General features: G+C 48.6%; 11 protein-coding genes. 3 read left to right on the top strand and 8 right to left on the bottom strand.

Annotated elements, in window-relative coordinates; genetic code table 11:
- Positions 1-181 precede the first annotated feature (181 nt).
- Positions 182-4882 (bottom strand): carbohydrate binding domain-containing protein, encoded by a 4701-nt coding sequence (locus H8B09_RS14060; RefSeq protein WP_191204148.1) that lies wholly within the window; start codon positions 4880-4882, stop codon positions 182-184.
- 172 nt (positions 4883-5054) lie between these two features.
- Between H8B09_RS14060 and H8B09_RS14065 the strand changes: the two genes are divergently transcribed.
- Positions 5055-6623 (top strand): extracellular solute-binding protein, encoded by a 1569-nt coding sequence (locus H8B09_RS14065; RefSeq protein ID WP_191204149.1) that lies wholly within the window; start codon positions 5055-5057, stop codon positions 6621-6623.
- A gap of 87 nt (positions 6624-6710) precedes the next feature.
- Positions 6711-7478 carry a beta-glucanase gene (bglS, locus tag H8B09_RS14070; RefSeq protein ID WP_397376068.1) on the top strand — a complete coding sequence of 256 codons (768 nt, stop codon included), beginning with the start codon at positions 6711-6713 and terminating at the stop codon, positions 7476-7478.
- Positions 7479-7529: 51 nt separating this feature from the next.
- On the opposite strand, the gene H8B09_RS14075 is transcribed toward bglS, so the two are convergent.
- The 7 genes from H8B09_RS14075 to H8B09_RS31030 form a co-directional block, all read right to left on the bottom strand.
- On the bottom strand, positions 7530-8873 hold the full coding sequence (locus tag H8B09_RS14075) for a GH1 family beta-glucosidase (RefSeq protein ID WP_191204150.1): 1344 nt from the start codon (positions 8871-8873) through the stop codon (positions 7530-7532).
- 47 nt (positions 8874-8920) lie between these two features.
- The gene (locus tag H8B09_RS14080; protein WP_224753593.1) at positions 8921-9790 is read right to left on the bottom strand and encodes a carbohydrate ABC transporter permease; all 870 of its coding nucleotides are present in this window, start codon (positions 9788-9790) and stop codon (positions 8921-8923) included.
- Positions 9787-10629, bottom strand: a complete 843-nt coding sequence (locus tag H8B09_RS14085) for a carbohydrate ABC transporter permease (protein ID WP_224753594.1) — start codon at positions 10627-10629, stop codon at positions 9787-9789. The genes H8B09_RS14080 and H8B09_RS14085 overlap by 4 nt, the downstream gene beginning before the upstream one ends.
- A 254-nt stretch (positions 10630-10883) precedes the next feature.
- Positions 10884-12290: a sugar ABC transporter substrate-binding protein gene (locus H8B09_RS14090; RefSeq protein ID WP_318152618.1), complete on the bottom strand. Its 1407-nt coding sequence runs from the start codon at positions 12288-12290 to the stop codon at positions 10884-10886.
- 247 nt (positions 12291-12537) lie between these two features.
- Complete coding sequence (locus H8B09_RS14095) at positions 12538-13566, bottom strand: LacI family DNA-binding transcriptional regulator (protein WP_191204154.1); 1029 nt, start codon at positions 13564-13566, stop codon at positions 12538-12540.
- Positions 13567-13582: 16 nt separating this feature from the next.
- Positions 13583-15196, bottom strand: a complete 1614-nt coding sequence (locus H8B09_RS14100; RefSeq protein WP_191204155.1) for a response regulator — start codon at positions 15194-15196, stop codon at positions 13583-13585.
- An 8-nt stretch (positions 15197-15204) separates the two neighbouring features.
- Complete coding sequence (locus H8B09_RS31030) at positions 15205-16920, bottom strand: sensor histidine kinase (protein WP_318152619.1); 1716 nt, start codon at positions 16918-16920, stop codon at positions 15205-15207.
- Between the two features lie 207 nt (positions 16921-17127).
- On the opposite strand from H8B09_RS31030, the gene H8B09_RS14110 reads away from it, so the two are divergent.
- Complete coding sequence (locus H8B09_RS14110) at positions 17128-19263, top strand: methyl-accepting chemotaxis protein (RefSeq protein ID WP_191204157.1); 2136 nt, start codon at positions 17128-17130, stop codon at positions 19261-19263.
- Positions 19264-19321 lie beyond the last annotated feature (58 nt).

Below are 19321 nucleotides of genomic sequence, written 5' to 3' on the forward strand. Positions count from 1 at the left end.
CTTAAAGATGCGATAGAATTATCATACCGCCGCCATTCCATGAAAGAAAATAAGAGGGATCTATTATTTCTTGAACATAACTACACTTGGTTTATATTCCCTTCGAGTTCTCTATTATTCTCCATTATAGAGAAACCGTCCCCTAGTTTGCCTGGGGACGGTTCAACAGACCACTGCATTGTTATTGAACTTCGATCAATGTAACATTATCAAGGAATACGTCCGACAACTCGGAGCCGGATTGATCATACTTTCCGACGTTAAAGTCGATTCTCGCATTATCCTCCGATGCACTGCTCATCGTAAATGTAAATGTGAAATGCTGCTTATCCGTGTTTAACTGAACATCGCTGCCGAAGTAGCCGTTATACCAAGGATCCGCATCCAGCTTCTTGCCGATGCCGACATTGAGCTTCCGCTCGCCTTCCGCTCTCGCATCGAACGATAGTCGATAGGTCTTCCCTTGCTCCAGCTTTAAGCCATCCTGACTGATCTGGGGATTCCAATTCTGACTTCCCGTCGTATCGATCTGGATTGCCAATTCGCCGCCGCGTTGTGCAACGCTTCCTGTCGAGTAGCCATTCCCTTGATCGCCCCAATAGGCTGTCCAGTGATCGGCATTCGAATCGAACTGGCCATTCTGAATGAGACTACCTACTAAACGGATGTTATCCAGGTAAATGTCGCCGCCCTCATTGTATACCACTCCTGCCACCGTCAGTTGTCCCAAATCGAACTCCAGCTTCGCATTCGTATCCGAAGCGTGATTCATGACGAACGTATACGTATAAGTCTGTGGCGCGCTCGTCAACGAGAACTGCGGATTCGCGCCGTTCAAATAATCGGTAAAGGCATAATTGTTATTCGGGTCGATATTCCCTACACCGATTTGTATCGGTCGATCCACCGTCGATCTAGCCTGGAAGGAAAGCGTATAAGCTACTCCTTGCTGCAAGGCCAGCCCTTCCTGATACACCTGCTGATCCCACGCATTGGGCTCAAGTGCCGGAAGATGGACTTTCATGCTGCCCTGTTCCGCAGAGATCGACAGCTTATCGGATTGGTACGTTGTCCAATTGCTGACATCGTGATCGAATGTTCCGTTCTGAACCACGTTCTGCAATCGCCCGGCCTGTCCCTGACCTTCGAATATCATATAGTCCACGTTCACATGAGGAGCATAAAGCTGCAGCGTCTGAATGCCGGCATTCAATTCGACCTCCTGCTTCATGATTGTGAATGCTCCCCAGTCTCCCGTATTCGGCACGACTAGTTCATACTTATGTTCCGCAGCCGCTTCAGTAATCTCGCCGACCGGCAGGTTGCCTGTATATACGCTTCCCGGCTTCGTCAACAGCGTCAAGGAACCTCCGCCCTCGTAGCCCGAGGCGACGAAATAGGATACGTTATATTTGCCAGGCTGCTTCACATCCACGATGTATTGCATCCAATCGCCCGGGTCAATCCAGCCTACGCTTTTGCCGTCTTCCCCTTTTTGCACGCCGGACATATCCGAGTAGTTCTCCGCTTCGACTCGCGTAACGCCTTGAATCGCGACAGGCGGAGCCATTTCTTTCAGCACGACATTATCCATTGCCAAATGGCCCTGCAAGCCTCCAAGCTCGAACTCGAGCTTGCCATATGGTTCCGTTGCATCGTTCATTGTGAAGATAGCCGAATAGCTGCGCATATCCTTCCCAAGGGTAAACGATTGCTTACCATATACCGATGGCTCTTTCATGCTCATAAGTTTCGCTGTGATTGTGCTGTCAGCATCCGACATGGCATCGAATGACAACACGTACAATTTGTCCTGCGTAAGCTTCATGCGATCTTGGCTAAGCAGCAAGGAGTCCGCTTGCCCAGACGTCTCCGAGTGAATATGCAGAAGGCGATCCTCGATGCTGCTTCCTACAGCATATTGAACATCCTTCGCCCTCGAGCCTTCAATCGTCCAGAACCCTAAACGATCTTTGCCTTGATCGAATGTGCCGTTGTATACGTAGTTACCGCTTGGCAGAACGTCTCGCGCTTCGTTAGGATCGGCTTCCGCCGTCCGAATCAGGCGAACATTGTCCAGCCATACAGGAAGCACGCCGGCCTTGCCCATATTAAACTCTAAACGTCCGTTCGGATCGGTCTCGGTTTTCATCGTGAACGTATACGTGTACGTTTTCTTCTGATCCGAGAGCTGCACGGTCTGATCCGACAGATAGCGGCTGTAATTCCGGTCCGGTCCCGAGATGTCGACCACCATCGCGCGAGCATCCTCCGACCATGCATCGAAGCTTAATTGATAGGTCGAGCCTTTCACGATAGGCAGGTTCGCTTGGACCAGCTGGATGGCATAGGTTTCATTGCCTTCCTTATCGATGCTTGTTTTCAATGCGCCCTGATCGAGGACGGTAGTCCCGCTGCCGCCGAACAGATCCGCAGGCGGCGCGAAAGGCTGGAATACCCATCCATCCTGCAGGCCGGCGTCAAATCCGCCATTCGTTACATAATTGCCATCAGCGCCGGGCTCCCTGATAATCGCGGAGCCGCTGCCGTCGGCAGGGTCGACAGGGTTACGATATTGCCCGCCTTCAAGCTCATACACGCGAACGTAGTCGACCAGCATCTTCTGAGAGAAGACCGTTGTATCATCCGGATTGCCCGGCCAGCCTCCGCCTACAGCAAGGTTAAGCTGCATGAAGAAATCGCGGTCGAATGGCGCGGGATACGTGTAGTTCCCGCCCTCTTGAACATTTTTGGTAAACCAGTCGTTCATTTTGGAATACAGAATGCCATCCACGTAGTATCGGAACTCGCCGGGCTCCCATTCTACCGTGAAGGTATGGAACTTGTCTGCAAAGCTTTCAGCGCCAGGCAGCGTGTAAGTGCCCTGCGAGCTTCCGTGCGGCACCCCATAATGAAGCGTGCCATAGATTTTGTTAGGCTGATGGCCCAGAAGCTCCATAATATCGATCTCGCCGCTTGCCGGCCATCCCGAATAAAGGTTCTCGTCGGATGGCATCATCCAGATCGCCGGCCATATGCCTTGACCCGAAGGCATCTTGGCGCGAATCTCAAACTTGCCGTAGGTCCAATCGCCCTTGTCTTGTGTCGTAAGCTTCGCCGACGTATAGGCATTGCCTCCGTAATTCTCTTTGCGAGCTTCGATTACAAGCTGGCCGTCTTCCAATCTCGCATTGTCTGTACGGTTCGTATAGTTCTGCAGCTCATTGTTGCCATATCCGCCGCCGCCTTGAACAAAGTTCCATTTCGATTGGTCGATTTTGTCGCCATCGAATTCGTCGTTCCACACCATTTTCCAGGCTTCCGAATGAATTTGCGAAGCGGTCAAGACGATTTCCTTGAACCGAACGATTTTCTTGTTACGGTCCACTTCATACACGCCGAGGTATTTGTTCGTTTCAGCGTCAACGCCGGAGAGGTCGCTATTAGGCTCATAAGGGTAAGCAACGGTTCTCCCCTCAACTAATGCTGCTCCCGCAGCCGGCGCGGAGATCGGCTCGTTCGAAATCCTGACTGCCAGCTGATTCCCGGCCGCAACAGCAGCGTTCACTTTCGTAGTGCCATGGATGGAGCCTTCTGCGGCAAGAGGCAGCCATGAGGATTCCCCACCGGTGTTGCTGCCGCTTCCCGCATTCGGGTTCGAGCCTTGCCCTCCCGATGGCTGCGTAGGCGTACTGTTCGCTTCTTCTATTTTGCCGTTGTTCCAGCTATAAACCTTCTTGCTATCGATCGTTATTCCATTGATAACGGCACCTTGATTGAGAACGGTAATTCTCTCAATAACGCCGCCACCTTGGATCGATAGATCCGTCACGCCATTTTCCACGATAATCTGCTGAATCGATGCGCCATCTGCTAATACGATGTCCGCAGATTGTGCGAGCGTAAGCGTTCCAATCTGTCCGGCAACCTCAATTCTCGCCCGTTTGGCGGATTGAAGCTTCAGCTCCTTGACAGTTGAATCGCTATCGATGACGACTCGGATCGATCCTCCCGGACGGTTTATCGTAACCGCTCCGAGATCGGATTCCGAGAGGTGAATGCTGTTTGATCCTCCGCCATTGACGAATGTGCGGCCTTTCACCGTGCTCTTCTCGACGCTTGCCTCTCCGTCTCCGATCCCCGGAGCAAGATACAATTGCCCTGTAACGTTCTTATTGCGTATAACGACGCCTGAAGCATTCACAATCGCGTTGGAAAGCTGCTCCTGAGTATCATACACGCCTGCTTTGTTATAAAGCTGGCCTGCCAGCCTGTCCAACCACTGAACGGCTTCAGCCCTGGTCAAGCTTCTCTCCGGGTGAAACTTTCCGTCCGGATAACCCGCGACATAGCCGGATTCTACAAGCATTGTGACAAACGGCTGTGCATAACCCGGAATGTTCGCCTGATCTTTGAAAGCTTGAAGAACGTCTGTTTTCAACCCAGTGTCTTGATATTGAAACGCCTTGCCCAGAATGACCGCTGCGTCGGCGCGCGTCAACGCATTGTTCGGCTTAAACGTCCCATCCGGGTAACCTGTAATATAACCAGCGGTGCTCGCCGCCGCTATCGATTCCGCATACCAAGCTTCGCCGGACACATCGCGATAATCGGCTGGTTTTCCTTCAGCACGGAACAAACGGTTTAACATGACCGTTATGCCTGCTCTGGTCATCGTTTCATTCGGACGAAACTCGCCGTCCGCATAGCCGGTAATTACACCAAAGCTCGTCCATTTATCAATGACCGATTGTGCCCAATGCCCCTTGGTATCCTTTAATGCCTCTTTGTCGATGCTCGAAACGGAATCGGCATATGAAATCGCGGATCCGTTGGCCATCAGCGTAGTGAATATCAAGCAGACGATGAATAGTTTTTTCATTGCAAACCCATTCTCCTTTTCTCTGTATTGACTAGATTATAGGAATAGGCTGTAAGTTCCGATATAACTACTCCTTAGCTTTTATACGAATTCGTTAACCATTTGCGGTTCATCTCGCAATGTGCATACCTTACCCGCCCCGCGCATGCTACAATGGGAAAGGGGGATTGTCATGAGAAAACATCGAGTCAAAATCATCGTCACTCTTATGTCTGCCGCACTACTTTCACTTGCATTTTCTCTGTTCCATCCAAACTTACTGGGTAATAGTAACGATCCGCAGAGCGATCCGCACGGATCTGAAATCACGACTGTCTTCAGCCTGAGCCCTTCCCTTCAATTCAAGAACGGAGAAAGCATTGAAGACAATGTGCATCTTCGATGGGTGAGGGATCATCTCGGGATTCATATTCGATATTTATGGACAGCTCCTGAAAGCACGTTCACGACTAAACTCAAGCTTCACCTTCTGAATGGAAGGGAAATGCCCGATATTGTCCCTGTTCGAACCGAGATCGTACATGATTTAATCGATTCCGGACAATTCATGGCTGTCGACGATTTATTCGACCAGTACGCCTCTCCAGTATGGAAATCCGCCATGCAAGAGGATCCTTCCGTCTGGTACCCCTACATCCGCAATGGAAAACGCTATGCGATCCCGATTCTTGATTATAATTACAATTCCGATACGATCATGTGGATCAGGGAGGATTGGCTTCGGAATTTAGGACTGGCTATACCTAGAACGCTGCCCGAAATTGAAAGCGTTCTCGACGCATTCACGAATCGGGACCCTGATCAGAACGGCATCAACGACACGTATGGACTGGCTGCCAGTCTGCAGAATTCGTTCAATACATGGATGTCGGATATCAGTTGGGTATTCGGCATGTACGGCATACTTCCTGGCCAGTGGAATGCGACGGAGGGCGACTTCCTTTCTTATGGCTCCGTTCAAGCAAAGGCCAAACAAGGGCTGGAGACGATTCGAAAGTGGAAATCCGCCGGATACATCGCCGATGAAGCGATGTGGCAGGACGAGGAAATGGCGGCTAACTTATTCTCGCAAGGCAAAGCGGGTATTATCGTAGGCCCGCACTGGATGAGCTACTGGCCGCTGGACAGTCTGAAGGCAAACAATCCTGAGGCACGAATAATTGCTATCCCGCTGCCGACCGGCCCAGCGCCCGTCTCTTATTACAGGGCCAATCCGCCTAGCAACGGCGCAATACTGATCAATAAGAACATGGCTAATCCTAAGCTGTTATTTACCTATATGAATTTTCTCTTCGATCATCAAGGCACTGGCGATGGGAATTACGCATATGGGCTTGCAGAAGGGTATGATTATACGGTCGTCAGTGGGAAACCGACGACCGACCGGAGCCTCATTCCCGGTGGATACGTCCATGTATCGGCGTATACGCTCACTTACGACGGTGCCAGAATCCCTTCCGGCTGGGATGCAATGGTCGGCGCAGAAGAGAAGCAAGCGCTGCTCTCTCAATTATCTCGTCGGATGCCCACCGCGTTCAGAGGCCCCCCGACGGCAACCATGAAGGAGAAATGGGAGCAGCTTCTGCAGATGGAGCATGAGACCTATCTTCAGATTGTGTACGGGAAGAAAGATCTTTCATTCTTCGACGAATTCGTTAAACGTTGGTTGGCGAACGGGGGAAGTCAGATTGAGAAGGAAGTTAATGCGTGGTATGCCTCAACGGTTTCAACAGGTAAATAATTTATTACAATAGTTAAATGTTTGCTCTGTTAGCGCTTAGGTTTGTCCCCTAGGATAAATATATACTTATCTTTAGGAGTGGATTAGATGATAGGAAGAAAGTCGCTAACTTGCTTGAGCCTGCTCATGCTGCTTGTTACAGGGTGCTCAGAGAAGGAGTCAGCTTCGAAATCGGCTGCGAACGCCTCCGCAGAAACCTGGGTGCAGCCTTTCAAAGTGGATAATGCTGAACGATGGGAGAAGTCCACCGGGTACTCCAACGGGAATCCATTTGACTGCACATGGTCCGCGGATCATATTCGTTTCCAGCAAGACAGCATGCAGCTGAAGCTAACCGCAGAGGACTCGGGCCAGAAGTTATGCTCGGAATATAAAACGCTCGATACTTACCACTATGGCAAATATGAGGTTCGGATGAAGGCTGCCAAGTCTATAGGCATCGTATCCTCCTTCTTCACTTACACCGGCCCATCCTTCGGCACGGCTTGGGATGAGATCGATATCGAGTTTCTTGGCAAAGATACCAACAAGGTTCAGCTCAACTATTATACAGATGGCGTAGGCGGTCATGAGAAGCTTGTAGACCTTGGGTTCGATGCCTCCGAGGACTTCCACGATTATGCATTCGAATGGCGGGCGGACTCGATCAAATGGTATATCGACGGTCAGCTTGTTCATACGGCGACGGACAATTTGCCCGTTACGCCAGGCAAAATCATGATGAATCTATGGAACGGCACAGGCGTCGACGAATGGCTTGGTCACTATGACGGAGAGTCTCCAATTACCGCAGAGTATCAATGGATGAAATTCACTCCATTCGAAGATGAATCTTCAGCTGCAGCCCAATCATAAGCAAAGGCCGTTTGCGATTGTTATCGCAAACGGCCTTTTTCCGATTCCCGATTATTCAATTGTATTAGCCGCCATTACATCTTGGAGCCAATAAGCGCTTAGTTTCGGTAAACGCTCCTGCGTCTCATAATTGACGTAGACGATGCCGAACCGCTTGGAGTAACCGAAGGACCATTCATAGTTGTCCATGAACGACCAGCAGAAATAACCTGCGGCGTCTCCACCGTTCTCGATAAATTTGCCAACAGCATTAAGATGAAGACGGAAATACTCGACACGCTCATCATCATGGACAGTGCCGCTTATCACTTCATTGTCAGCATAAGCAGCGCCGTTCTCGGTGATGTATATAGGCAGATCCGTGTACTCTGCTTTCAACCGAGTCAACAGAATATACAAACCTTCGGGATATACTTCCCAGTCCATATCGGTATGACTTCCTGTTCCTCTCACGGACTCGCCGCCAAGGAATAAGTCATCCGGGTTATTCCGTACGATGTTGCGCGTGTAATAATTGATGCCGAGGAAATCGCAAGGGATGCTAATAAGCGCCAAGTCGCCCTCATGGATAAAATCAAAGGATACATTCTGTTTCTCGAACACTTCCATCATGTCTTCCGGATATTGACCTTTGAAGACGGGATCGAGAAACCATCGATTCGTAAACCCATCCGCCCTTCCGGCAGCCATACGGTCTTCCTCCGAACCGGTCGCTGGATGCTGATACGTCAAATTCAACGTGATGCCGATCTGGTGCTTATACCCCATCTCACGGTACAGACGGACCGCCTCGCCATGAGACAGCAGGATATGATGCGCCGCGGCTGTTGCTTCGTTCCAATCCGTATGTCCAGGGGCATGCACGCCCAGTCCATAGCTAAGGAAGGATGCGCACCACGGCTCATTGTGCGTGATCCACATCGGAACGTCTTCTCCGAAGTGCTCGAATAACACCGAAGCGAATTCCTTGAAATACTCAACCGTTTGCCGGTTCGTCCATCCGCCTTCTTCATGAATCCACAGCGGCAGATCCCAATGATAAATCGTAACCGCAGGCATGATCTCATACTTCTTAAGCTCTTTGAGCAGGTTAGCGTAGAACTCGATCCCCTTAGGGTTCAATTTCCCCTTCTCGGGGAAAATTCGCGGCCACGCGATGGAGAAACGGTACGCTTTAAAACCTAATTCCGCGATCAGCTTAATATCGTCCTTGTAGCGGTGATAATGGTCGCATGCCACGTCTCCGTTGTGCGCTTCATACACTTTGCCAGGAATAGCTGCGAACTGATCCCAAATGCAAGGCGTTCTGCCATCCTCCGAGCCTGCTCCTTCGATTTGGTAAGCGGCAGTAGCCGTTCCCCATAGGAATGAAGCTGGGAATTTCGTTTTATTCATAAAAGTCCAACCTCTTTCGCATCTCTCTCTTATCTATCTATGCCGGTTTAGCCTTTGACCGCGCCGGCCGTCATCCCGCGGATGAAATATTTCTGCGTTAAGAAGAACGTTACGATGATCGGAACCGTAACGACCGTCGCTGCCGACATGAGCAGATCGTACCGGTTATTGTATTGACCGACAAACAAGCGAATGCCGACCGGGATGGTTTGCACATCCGGCGTTGTCGTCAGTACCCAAGCAAACAATAGCTCGTCCCAAGCGGTTAAGAAGATATAGACGCATGTCGCGATAATGCCTGGCATGGATAAAGGAAGAATGACTTTAACGAATGCTTGGAACCTCGTGCAGCCGTCGATCATTGCCGATTCCTCCAAATCCCGAGGGATAGCTACAAAGAAGCTGCGCATGATCCATATGCTCATAGGCGTATAGAATGCCGTATAAACCAGCACCATTCCCCAATACGTGTCGATCATAGGAATTCCGATCGTTTCCTTGATCGAGAGGAACATCAAATAGATCGGCAGAAGGAACATGATGCCCGGAATCATCTGCGTTGCAATAACCCCCATGCCGAACGTTCCGGAACCTGGGAATTTAAAGCGGGCAAGCGCATATCCCGCCATAACGGCGAATGCGCAGGCCAGAACCATCGTTAACGAACAAATGATCAAGCTGTTCAGGAAGAAATCGGAGAAATTGATATTGTCCCACATATCAATATAATTCACCCAGTGCGGCTTCGGAATAGTGAAGCCCGTGATGCCATCGAGAATCTCGCCGTTGGTATGCAGCGAGATCTTCACCATCCAATAGATTGGAAATACCATGATGGCAACAATGAACCAGGTAATTATATTTAACACATAATAACTTGCTTTTTTCTTCATTCTGGCGCCCATTCGGTAACTCATTCTGCTCTCAACTCCGATCTAAAGATGCGGTACCAAATACCGACGATGACAAGCATGCCGATCATTAGCAAGAATGAGGCAGCCGCACCAGCGCCGAACGACCAGTAACCGAATGTCTGCCGTTGGAGTGCTGTCATCAGCAGGTCGCCCCATTGGCCCGGATATCCGGCACCATTGCCAAACATCATGGCAACGATGTTATACGAATATACGTTGCTAATGAGCTGGAACAGGAGTTGAACAGCGATAATCGGCTTCAGAAGCGGCAAAGTAATGCTCCAGAATTGTCTGACCTTGCCTGCTCCATCGATTCTGGAGGCCTCGTACAGATCTTCAGGAATCGTCTGTAAACCGGAGAGAAACACGATCATAATGAAAGGCCAGCTTCTCCATACCGATGGGATAATGATAGCCCAGATCGTATTAGGACCGATTAACCAATAAGGCTTCTCGTCCATCAAATGCAGAACATCAACCAAAATGTGATTGATGATGCCTTCCTTTTGCCACATAAAGCCCCAAAGAATGCCGACTACATAAGAAGGCACAACCCAAGGAAGCAGCATGGCCGCCCTTGCAAACCCTCGACCGGGGAATTCCCTGTTCAAGAGAATCGCAACGAACAATCCAATCATCATAACTGCAGCTGTAACAACAACGGTATATATTGCCGTATTACGCAGGGCATATCCTAGACCTTGCCTTACCGGATTGTTTTCATTAAATAGAAGATCGGAATAGTTCTTCAGCCCAACGAATGGCGCCTTGAGATATTCGCCTAACGTAAACTGATTCAATTTCAGCAGCGACATCCATATCCCTTGTACAACAGGGATCATATGGACCATCATCATAAACAACAGTGTAGGTAAAATTAATCCGTATGCAAAGCGATGCTCCTTAAAGCTCGCTTTGAGCCGTGTTCCAAAGGTTCGCTTGTGGGGAGTGTTCGTTGATACCGTTCTTGTTTCCAAAGTCATACCCTTCCCTCTAAGAGCAAATTGCTTTCTTCTTCGATTCTATTGCATGCAAGCATTCGGTAATGAAGTATGCTATCGGGCGCGACGCCCGATAGCATACTTGTAGAAAGATTCTATTGATTCAGAATGGCGTTAACTTCCTTAGCGGCAGCATCCAATTGCGCTTGAACGGATGCCTCATTGTACGTACCGCTGACACCGGCTACAACGTCCCAGATATTGCCGAAATATTTGACAAGAGCAGACTCCGTTGGACCCCATTGCGGAATCGAAGGGTACGACTTGCCGTATTTCGTTGCCTCGATGAAGGCAGCAAAGTTAGGATCGGAGCCCAGAGAGTCAATAACCGACTTCTTGCCTGGCAGGTTGCCTGTAATCTTGGAGTAATTCAATTGCGCCTCGTCGGAGGACAAGAACTTAATGACATCCCACGTCTCGTCTTTATGCTTGGAGCCTTTGAAGACGGTCAAGTTGCTGCCGCCAATGAATGTCGATTGTCCTGCAGGGCCTGCCGGAAGCGGAGATACCGCAAAGTTTTTCGCAGCTTCCTTATCGCCCATGCCGCCTTGATCAGCAGGCGTCATCAGGTTTTTCACCATATAAGCGCCCGATACGATAATAGCGGATTTGCCTTCGCTGAAGTCCGACTCGACTTGAGCGGAGTTTTTCTCGAGGGACGTTTTATCGACAAGACCATCATGCGCCAATCCCGTGTAGTACATAACGCCTTTCAAGCCTTCTGGGCTATTAAACGCCGCTGCGGTGTTATCTGCGTTATATACTTCTCCGCCCGCTGCCCAAATCCAAGGGAAAATGTTATGCGCTACATTCCAGTCATTTTTGCCGGACAGACCGAATGCAGACATTTTCTTGCCGTTGATTTCGACGCCGTTCAATTTCTTCAGGCCTTCTTTGAAGCTGTCCCAATCTTTGAACATCGTTGCCGGATCTACGCCCGCCTTAGCGAATGCATCCGTGCGATAGAACATTGCTCTTGCATCTACGAACCAAGGTACGCCGTACACTTCCGGTTTGCCGGCGATCTTCGTCGTATTCCAGCTCGCTGGCAAGTAACCCGCTTCTCCGCCGACTTCTTCAACTTTGGACGTCAGATCTTCGATACCGTTCATTGCAGCGATTGCAGGTACCCACGTCGTTCCTAACTGAAGAAGGTCAGGGCCTTCTCCGCTTGTTGCCGCTGTCGTAATTTTGGTCCATGCCGAACCCCAGTCCAACACCGTAACCTTGATTTTGACGTTAGGGTTCTGATCCAGATAAGGCTTAACCAATTCCATAAAGTCTTTATCCGGCTTAGGGCTGTTCGGCATAATCCATGCCGTCAAAGTAACATCCTCTTTCTTGTCCCCGCTCGTTGCATTATCGGTCGACTTCTCCGTACCCGCCTCTTGAGACTGGTCAGTCTTACCGGATTCCTTATTGGAACTTCCGCATGCTGCCAGGAACACACTCATGAACACCATCATGGAAAGAAGTACTAAAGACAATCTCTTTTTACTCACCTTTGCTCCCCCGATCTTGATTATAAATTTCATCCATTCACAGAAATGTTCCGTAACCGGTTACGAAATAAAAAAGCACACGGCATAACCTGCAGCATTATGCGTATGTTTTTGATATGCTCACCGAATTATGGAATATGTCTTGCGATGTACTTTTATTGTAATCAGTAATCGGTAAGGCCTAAATAACTCAATTTCAACTTTTCTACGATTTTCATAACACTTTCCTATCATATTTCGTAATCGGTTACGAAAATTCATTCAGATCATGTACACTTTGGCGCATGACGAGATCAGGCGGGATAAACAGAATTGGAGGAACCGCGCTCTCATTATCGATAAGCTCCAGCAGAGCCTGCGCGGCAGCTCTCCCCATTTCCATGCGATTTTGTTTAATAGTCGTAATACCCGGTTTGATATAAGACAGCGCCGAGATATCATCATATCCAACAATCGAAATGTCCTTGCCGATGGTGAATCCGTTCTCTTCCAATACATGCTTTGCCCCGATGGCCATGGAATCGCTGGCGCATACAATCGCAGTCGGCATATTGCCGGAAGCGATCAGCTTAGTCACAGCGTCATATCCTCCGGATTCGCTAAAATCAGCCTGCGTAATCCAATTCGGATTGATCGTACAACCCAAAGAACGCATAGCTTGTTGGAATCCCTTGAATCGGTCCTGCCCCGGCTTACTGTTGAAGATGTCTGCGATAAACGCAATCTGCCTATGACCCTTCGCATGCAAATGTTGGACTGCTAGGGTCGAACCGGCCACATTATCAGAAGTAACATAGCCAGCCCGCGGCCCATATAAATCAAGATCGATCGAGATGCAAGGAATCCCGCATTCAACGAGACGATCCAACTGTTTGTCATCTCTAGCAATGCCAAACAGCAATATCCCGTCTACATCTCTTTGTCTTGCGCGCAGCTCATATTGATTTTCGATTTGTACTTCTTTGCTATTGTTCGTGAAAATAAGCAGATCGTAGCCTTCGTCGCCAACGATACGCTGGAAGCTGGAGAGCACATCCTGCAGGAAAGGATGAACAAGTCCTGAATGCAGATGATCATAGATGAACACGCCGATCATTTTGGACTTCTTCATGGCAAGTCCCCTTGCCGTTGCGTTCGGACGATAGCCAAGCTCATCCATAATAGCCAGAATCGCGGCGCGCGTCTTCCTGCTTACATCCGGACGTCCGTTAATAACCCGAGAAACCGTTGCTGAAGAGACCCCTGCTCGCAATGCGATATCATATATTGTAATCATCGTGCTCACTTTCGCCTCACCCTTTAATTTGATCTCGATACTCCTGCGGCGACATTCCGAATTCCTCTCGAAACACTTTGCTGAAATAAGCAGCATTCTTAAACCCGAGATTCTCGGAAATCTCATAGATGCGAATCGATTCTTCCTTAAGCAAATGCGCCGCTTTCTCCATGCGCTGCGCATGAATATAATCGCTTATGCTCTGGCCGGTCTCCGCTTTATAGAGACGGGATAAATATACGGGATGCAGAAACACGGCATCCGCAATCGTCTGCAGAGAAATGGTTCCGATGTTGCGGGCTATAAAATCTTTGACTTTCCCGATCAGCTTATCCTTGGAGCTTCTCTGTTCGACAATGGCATCCATCTTAAATTTATCCAGAACATGATACGCCCACTCCGATAAATGAGCAACGGAGCGTACCGTACGATCAACTAGATGCATGCCTCCCAGCAATTCGCTAAGCAGCCGATTATGCTTGTGTGCATAATGATAGAACGCACCTGTAATGACCATGTAGGCTTCCTGGACATGCTCCTCGGACAGATTCGTTTGCTGCTTTAGGTTATTCAACACTTGCTCCAGCTTCAAGGAGAACGCCTCCCACTGATGACTGTCTAACAAATGATGAAAGGTCGGCGTTTCATATAGAAGCGTTACAGGCTGCATTTCAAGCTCTACATCTGGAATATCGCCTGGTATGAAGCATCCCGTCTCGTTGCCTAGACGGCTTCTTACCTGGTTAACCAGATGCGTATAGAGGGCGTACACATCATTCGGGAATTCCCCGCTCTTGCTGACGAGAACAGACACCACCCGTTTCAGATACAGACCGATATTGCGCTGCAGCTGGAGCGCCAGCGTTTCGAATCGCTTCGCTTCCTCGCCCATCGCTTCTCCGGCGGTGGATTTCCTGCCGCGCGCTGCTATAACGAGATAATTGTTCGTGTCTCTGCAAGACCAGAGGTCGAAGGAAGCCGCGAATATCTCCTGGGCAATGTTCATGATGGCGTACTCGAGCAGGTAGATATCTCGGTCGTTGTATTCCGCGAAGCTTTCCTCCAGACGAATCAGCATCATGTGCATCGAATCTCCGATCTGGAACGGCACTTCATACAACGAGAGCAAGTAGTCCAATGAATCCTTCGGTTGCCGCTGGACAAGAAGCTCGTTCAACAGCTTGTCCTTTAGTACAGGGAGGCTTTCCTTTAACGTATTCACGACCTTGTCATGGGAAATAACATCCTGCCAATCCTGTTTGACTTGCTCCGCTAGTCTTCCTATCACTTGGATGATCTCTTCGTCGCTGGCCGGTTTAAGCAGATAATCGAACACTTTATAAGTCATCGCTTGCTTAGCGTATTGAAACTCAGCGTGTCCGGACAGCAGCACCGACTTCACATGCTTGTGATGCTTGTGAACCTGTTCGATCAATTCGATGCCGGACATACCGGGCATATAGATGTCAGCCAACATAATATCAATGGAGTGCGTCGACAGCAGCCGAAGCGCTTCATTGGCGGAATAGGCCCGATAGACCGTTTCAATATCGATTTGTTCCCAATCTATAGTAAAAGCTAAGGTATCAACAACAGACGATTCATCATCTACAATCAGCAAGCTTAACATGGTTGGTATCACTCCTCTAGTTGTGTAATGCAGACAATCGTAACCCGAAGTCCGCCTAATTCGGATTGTTCAAATTCCAATCCCGAGCCTTCTTTGAATATGTTCTTAACCCGTTGATGCGTATTCCAAGTTCCGCATCCCGATTCATCTGTCAGCGGCAGGTTCATCTTCGCGCACAGCTTCTCCAATCGGACATCGTCCAATCCAACTCCGCCATCCTCGATTCGAAGGACAAACCCCTCGGGAATATAATGGCCCGATATCCGAATAATGCCGCCCTCCTCCTTGGGAGCGAGTCCATGAATAATTGCATTCTCTACGAGAGGCTGGAGCAACAGTCGTGGTATTAGAAGCGAAAGCAGCCCCTCTTCCATCTGAATCTCATATTGAAACCGCTTGGCACGCATGGATTGAATGGTCAAGTAATTTCGAACCAGCTGCAGCTCTTCCGCCAATGTTGCCATCGGATTCTCCAGCCTTGTCGTATAACGATAATATTCGCCCAGGTTAAGCGCCATAGCGACCACTTCTTCCTCGGCGCCCATCTTCGCCATATTCTTAATGTAGAACAAACAGTTATACAGAAAATGCGGATTGATCTGCGACTGCAATTGCTTAAGTTCCGCTTCCTTCGTCCGCAGCTTCTCCTCATACACCGTCTCGATCAGTACTTGGATTCGTTCGGCCATGCCGTTAAACCCCGTGAACACGTCTTCGAATTCATCCTTACGGTTCGCGTTCAATCGCGAGGAATAGTTGCCGATCCGAATATCTCGTATACTTTGAACAAGCTGATTCATCGGAAATTGCACTTGCCGGTATGCAAACAACGCAATCATAATGCCAAGGAACAACAGCGTCACAGTGCCGAGGACAAAGAAATTGCGACTTTCCTGGATCGGCATGACGACCTCTGATAATGGGATATAATCGATCAGATACCAGTCCAAGCTCTCCGTTCGTACAGCGCTTACAAGGATAGGCTGTTTATCGATCTCCGTAATATGGCTGCCTAGCGCTGGCATCCGCTCTGTGCGCAGCAGGTTATAGTACGACGGGTCATCCCCGTTAGCCCCAATGAACCCGATGGAAGGGTGGTACAAGAACGTGGTACGTTTCGAGTCTTGCTCGTAATTGTCCAGCATATTTCGAATATAAGTATCGGCGAATTCGGCTTCGATCAAATATTGCCCTTCTAATCGGACCGTATAGAAATATCCCGAGCTTTGCCCTTCCAGCTTCTTATATCTCCATATGCTTTTCCCTTGCTTCTCCTTGGCCAGCTCTCCGATAGAATCGTCGTAACGAACATCCGCTCTTGTGGAAATGACTTCTTCTCTAGCTCTTGAATAAATGGATATATCGATCGGCCAATTCGTGGAAGCGCTTTGCAGCTTGATCTTTTGAAGGACATTCAATCTCAGCTTATTGGCATCGAATAAATCCTCCATGATCGACGAATTGATATACTGTTTTATCGTCGGGTCCTCTTCCAATTCCAACACATTGACTGCCAATTGATCGACTTGGTTTTCTACCTGCGACATGAAGAAACGCAATTGATTATAATAGGAGGTTTGTATATCCTGTTCAATGACTTGAACGCTCACCCGATGAGAATTTCCATTAAGCGTGATGATGATGACTTGAAACACGACAAGCAGCACGACTAGCTTAATGAACAGGGTAATTTTCAACTTCCATTTGAATATTGTAATCTGCACAAGCTTCACCCTTAGCTTCGTTATACTGCTATCATACTCAATGAACTATGAAATAAAAATAAGCAGACCAAGAATATAGCACCATAACGTAATGGAATTCGAAAGATGTCAATAAATTCGTATAAAAGTTAATTTCGAGTTATCGATCATCCCCCTGTTCACCCTTATCCTTACTTTAAAGCTTGTTCAATCTGGGAGGGTGTTAGCATGCAAGCGAAAGAGTATCACAGGAGAAACCGTCCTGAAGGCAACCGTTTTCGAATAAAATCTATCCATATGAAATTAACCGTCTCCTTGTTGGTGACGGTTGTCCTTATTGTAGGTATTTTATCCACTATAAACTTCTACACCTACAGATCCGCTTATGAAGAGAAGGTTGCCGAATCGTCTTCGCAGACGATAACCATCGCGAGTCGATACGTTGAACAATTGTTAGATGGATATCTAACGATTGCGAATGATCTTCAGCATAATCAAGACCTATTGAATTTATTGTCTCATTATAATGCCGCCCAGCAGGACTCCATGGAGGAGAATATAGCGAATTCAAAGATCATTGAGGTCATGCAAGGATACACCCAGATGGATCCGAATATCCTATCGATCAGCATGCTACCGGCTCAAGAGCATCCCATCATAACGACCTTGCATCAGAATACGCTTAACCCAATATTCATTAACCCGTCTACCGAGAAACGCAATGAGATTTCCGAACTTGAATGGTATAAGAAAATCGCGGAGAAGGACGGACAGCCTGTATGGCTTCCTACGCGACAAGAGCCTTTGATAAGCCTCTATCAAGAGGAGCCGATCTATGCACTAGGCAAACAACTGAATAGCCCTATCAGCAAGAAGCCGCTTGGCACGCTTATTATCGAGCTCTCCTCCAACAATCTATCCAAATCGATTGAAGGCATTGAGATTGGTCCATCAGGTCAAACTGCCATTATCGATAAGAACGGAACGGTCATATACGCGATGATGACTGAGCAGATTGGTACAACGGATACAAATCTCCTGCCTCCTGCTGCTAGTGTCGGCAGCTCGGACCTGACAGAAGGCTCTTTCTCCAATACACGAGAAGGCATGAAGCAATTAAACGTGTTCTCCTTCCTGTCCGGACCTGAGTGGTTTATTATCGGATCTGCACCTACCTCCCAATTGCTGAAGGAGGTTAGCGAGATGCAGCAGTTATCGATCATCGCAGCGCTTGTCCTTGGCGCTATTGGATGCATTCTGATTGGCCTGTTCATACGCAGAAGCATTGGCTTGCCTCTCGCACAGATCGGACGATTAATGACCGAAGGCGAGCGAGGCAATCTCATGGTGCGCTCCAATATGCAAAGGATGGATGAAATCGGAGATCTTGGACGAAGCTTCGACCGAATGATGGAGCATATCAGCTTCCTTGTTCAGCAAACACATACATCGTCGGATGCCCTCCTCCAAACCGCGCAGAGACTTATTGATTCTTCGATAAGAACCTCCAATTCCGCTGACGAAATCGCTCTTACCATGAATGAAATGGCTGTTGGAGCCGATAGACTTGCCGAAGACGCCGAGTATGGACACCAACTGACGATCCAGAATGAAGAACGATTGAGGGCAGTGATCGCTTATAACGAGCAGATGGAATCAACCGCCTCTATCTTGCAGAACGTTAATCGACAAGGTCAAGATTATATGATGATGCTCTATGACCAAACAAGCGATGTCGAGAACGTAACGAAGCAATTAATCCTCGACGTTAATCAATTAAAGAGCGGTGCGGGCAGCATTGTTAAAGTACTGAGGATTCTTGGCGAAATGACGAAGCAAACGAATCTGCTTGCCCTCAATGCTTCCATTGAAGCTAATCGAGCAGGCTCGGCAGGCAAAGGATTCATGGTCATTGCGGAGGAGATTCGAAAGCTGTCCCTTCAGTCCAAGCATTCGCTTGAAGATGTAGAGAGCGTCATTGCATCCATTCAAACGGACACCGAGCATACCGTAGGTTCTCTTAACGGCTTATATCCGTTATTCCAGAAGCAGCTGCATGCGATCGACCATTCCAAAGAAGTTTTTAGTCGACTGCACACCGAAATCGCGACTTTCGTCATTCAATTGAACGATGTTCGACAGTCTGTGTCGCAGCTAACCGTTTCGCAAAGCGATTTATTCAGCGCGATGACATCTGTAAGCGCAGTGTCCGAACAAACCTCCGCCTCATCGAAGCAAGTGGCTTCATTGAGCATACAGCAATCGCAGGTGAGCAATGATTTGAATCTGTTGTCCTCGCAGTTGAATGGTTTGGCTCTTGAACTAAGAGAGTCATTGAATCGCTTTACTTTTAAATCCGAATAGAAAACAAAGACCGAGCCTGCAGAATCAATCTCGATTCTGCAGGCTCGGTCTTTGTTAT

This window comes from Paenibacillus terricola (genome assembly GCF_014779765.1).
GTDB classification, from domain to species: Bacteria; Bacillota; Bacilli; order Paenibacillales; family Paenibacillaceae; genus Paenibacillus_T; species Paenibacillus_T terricola.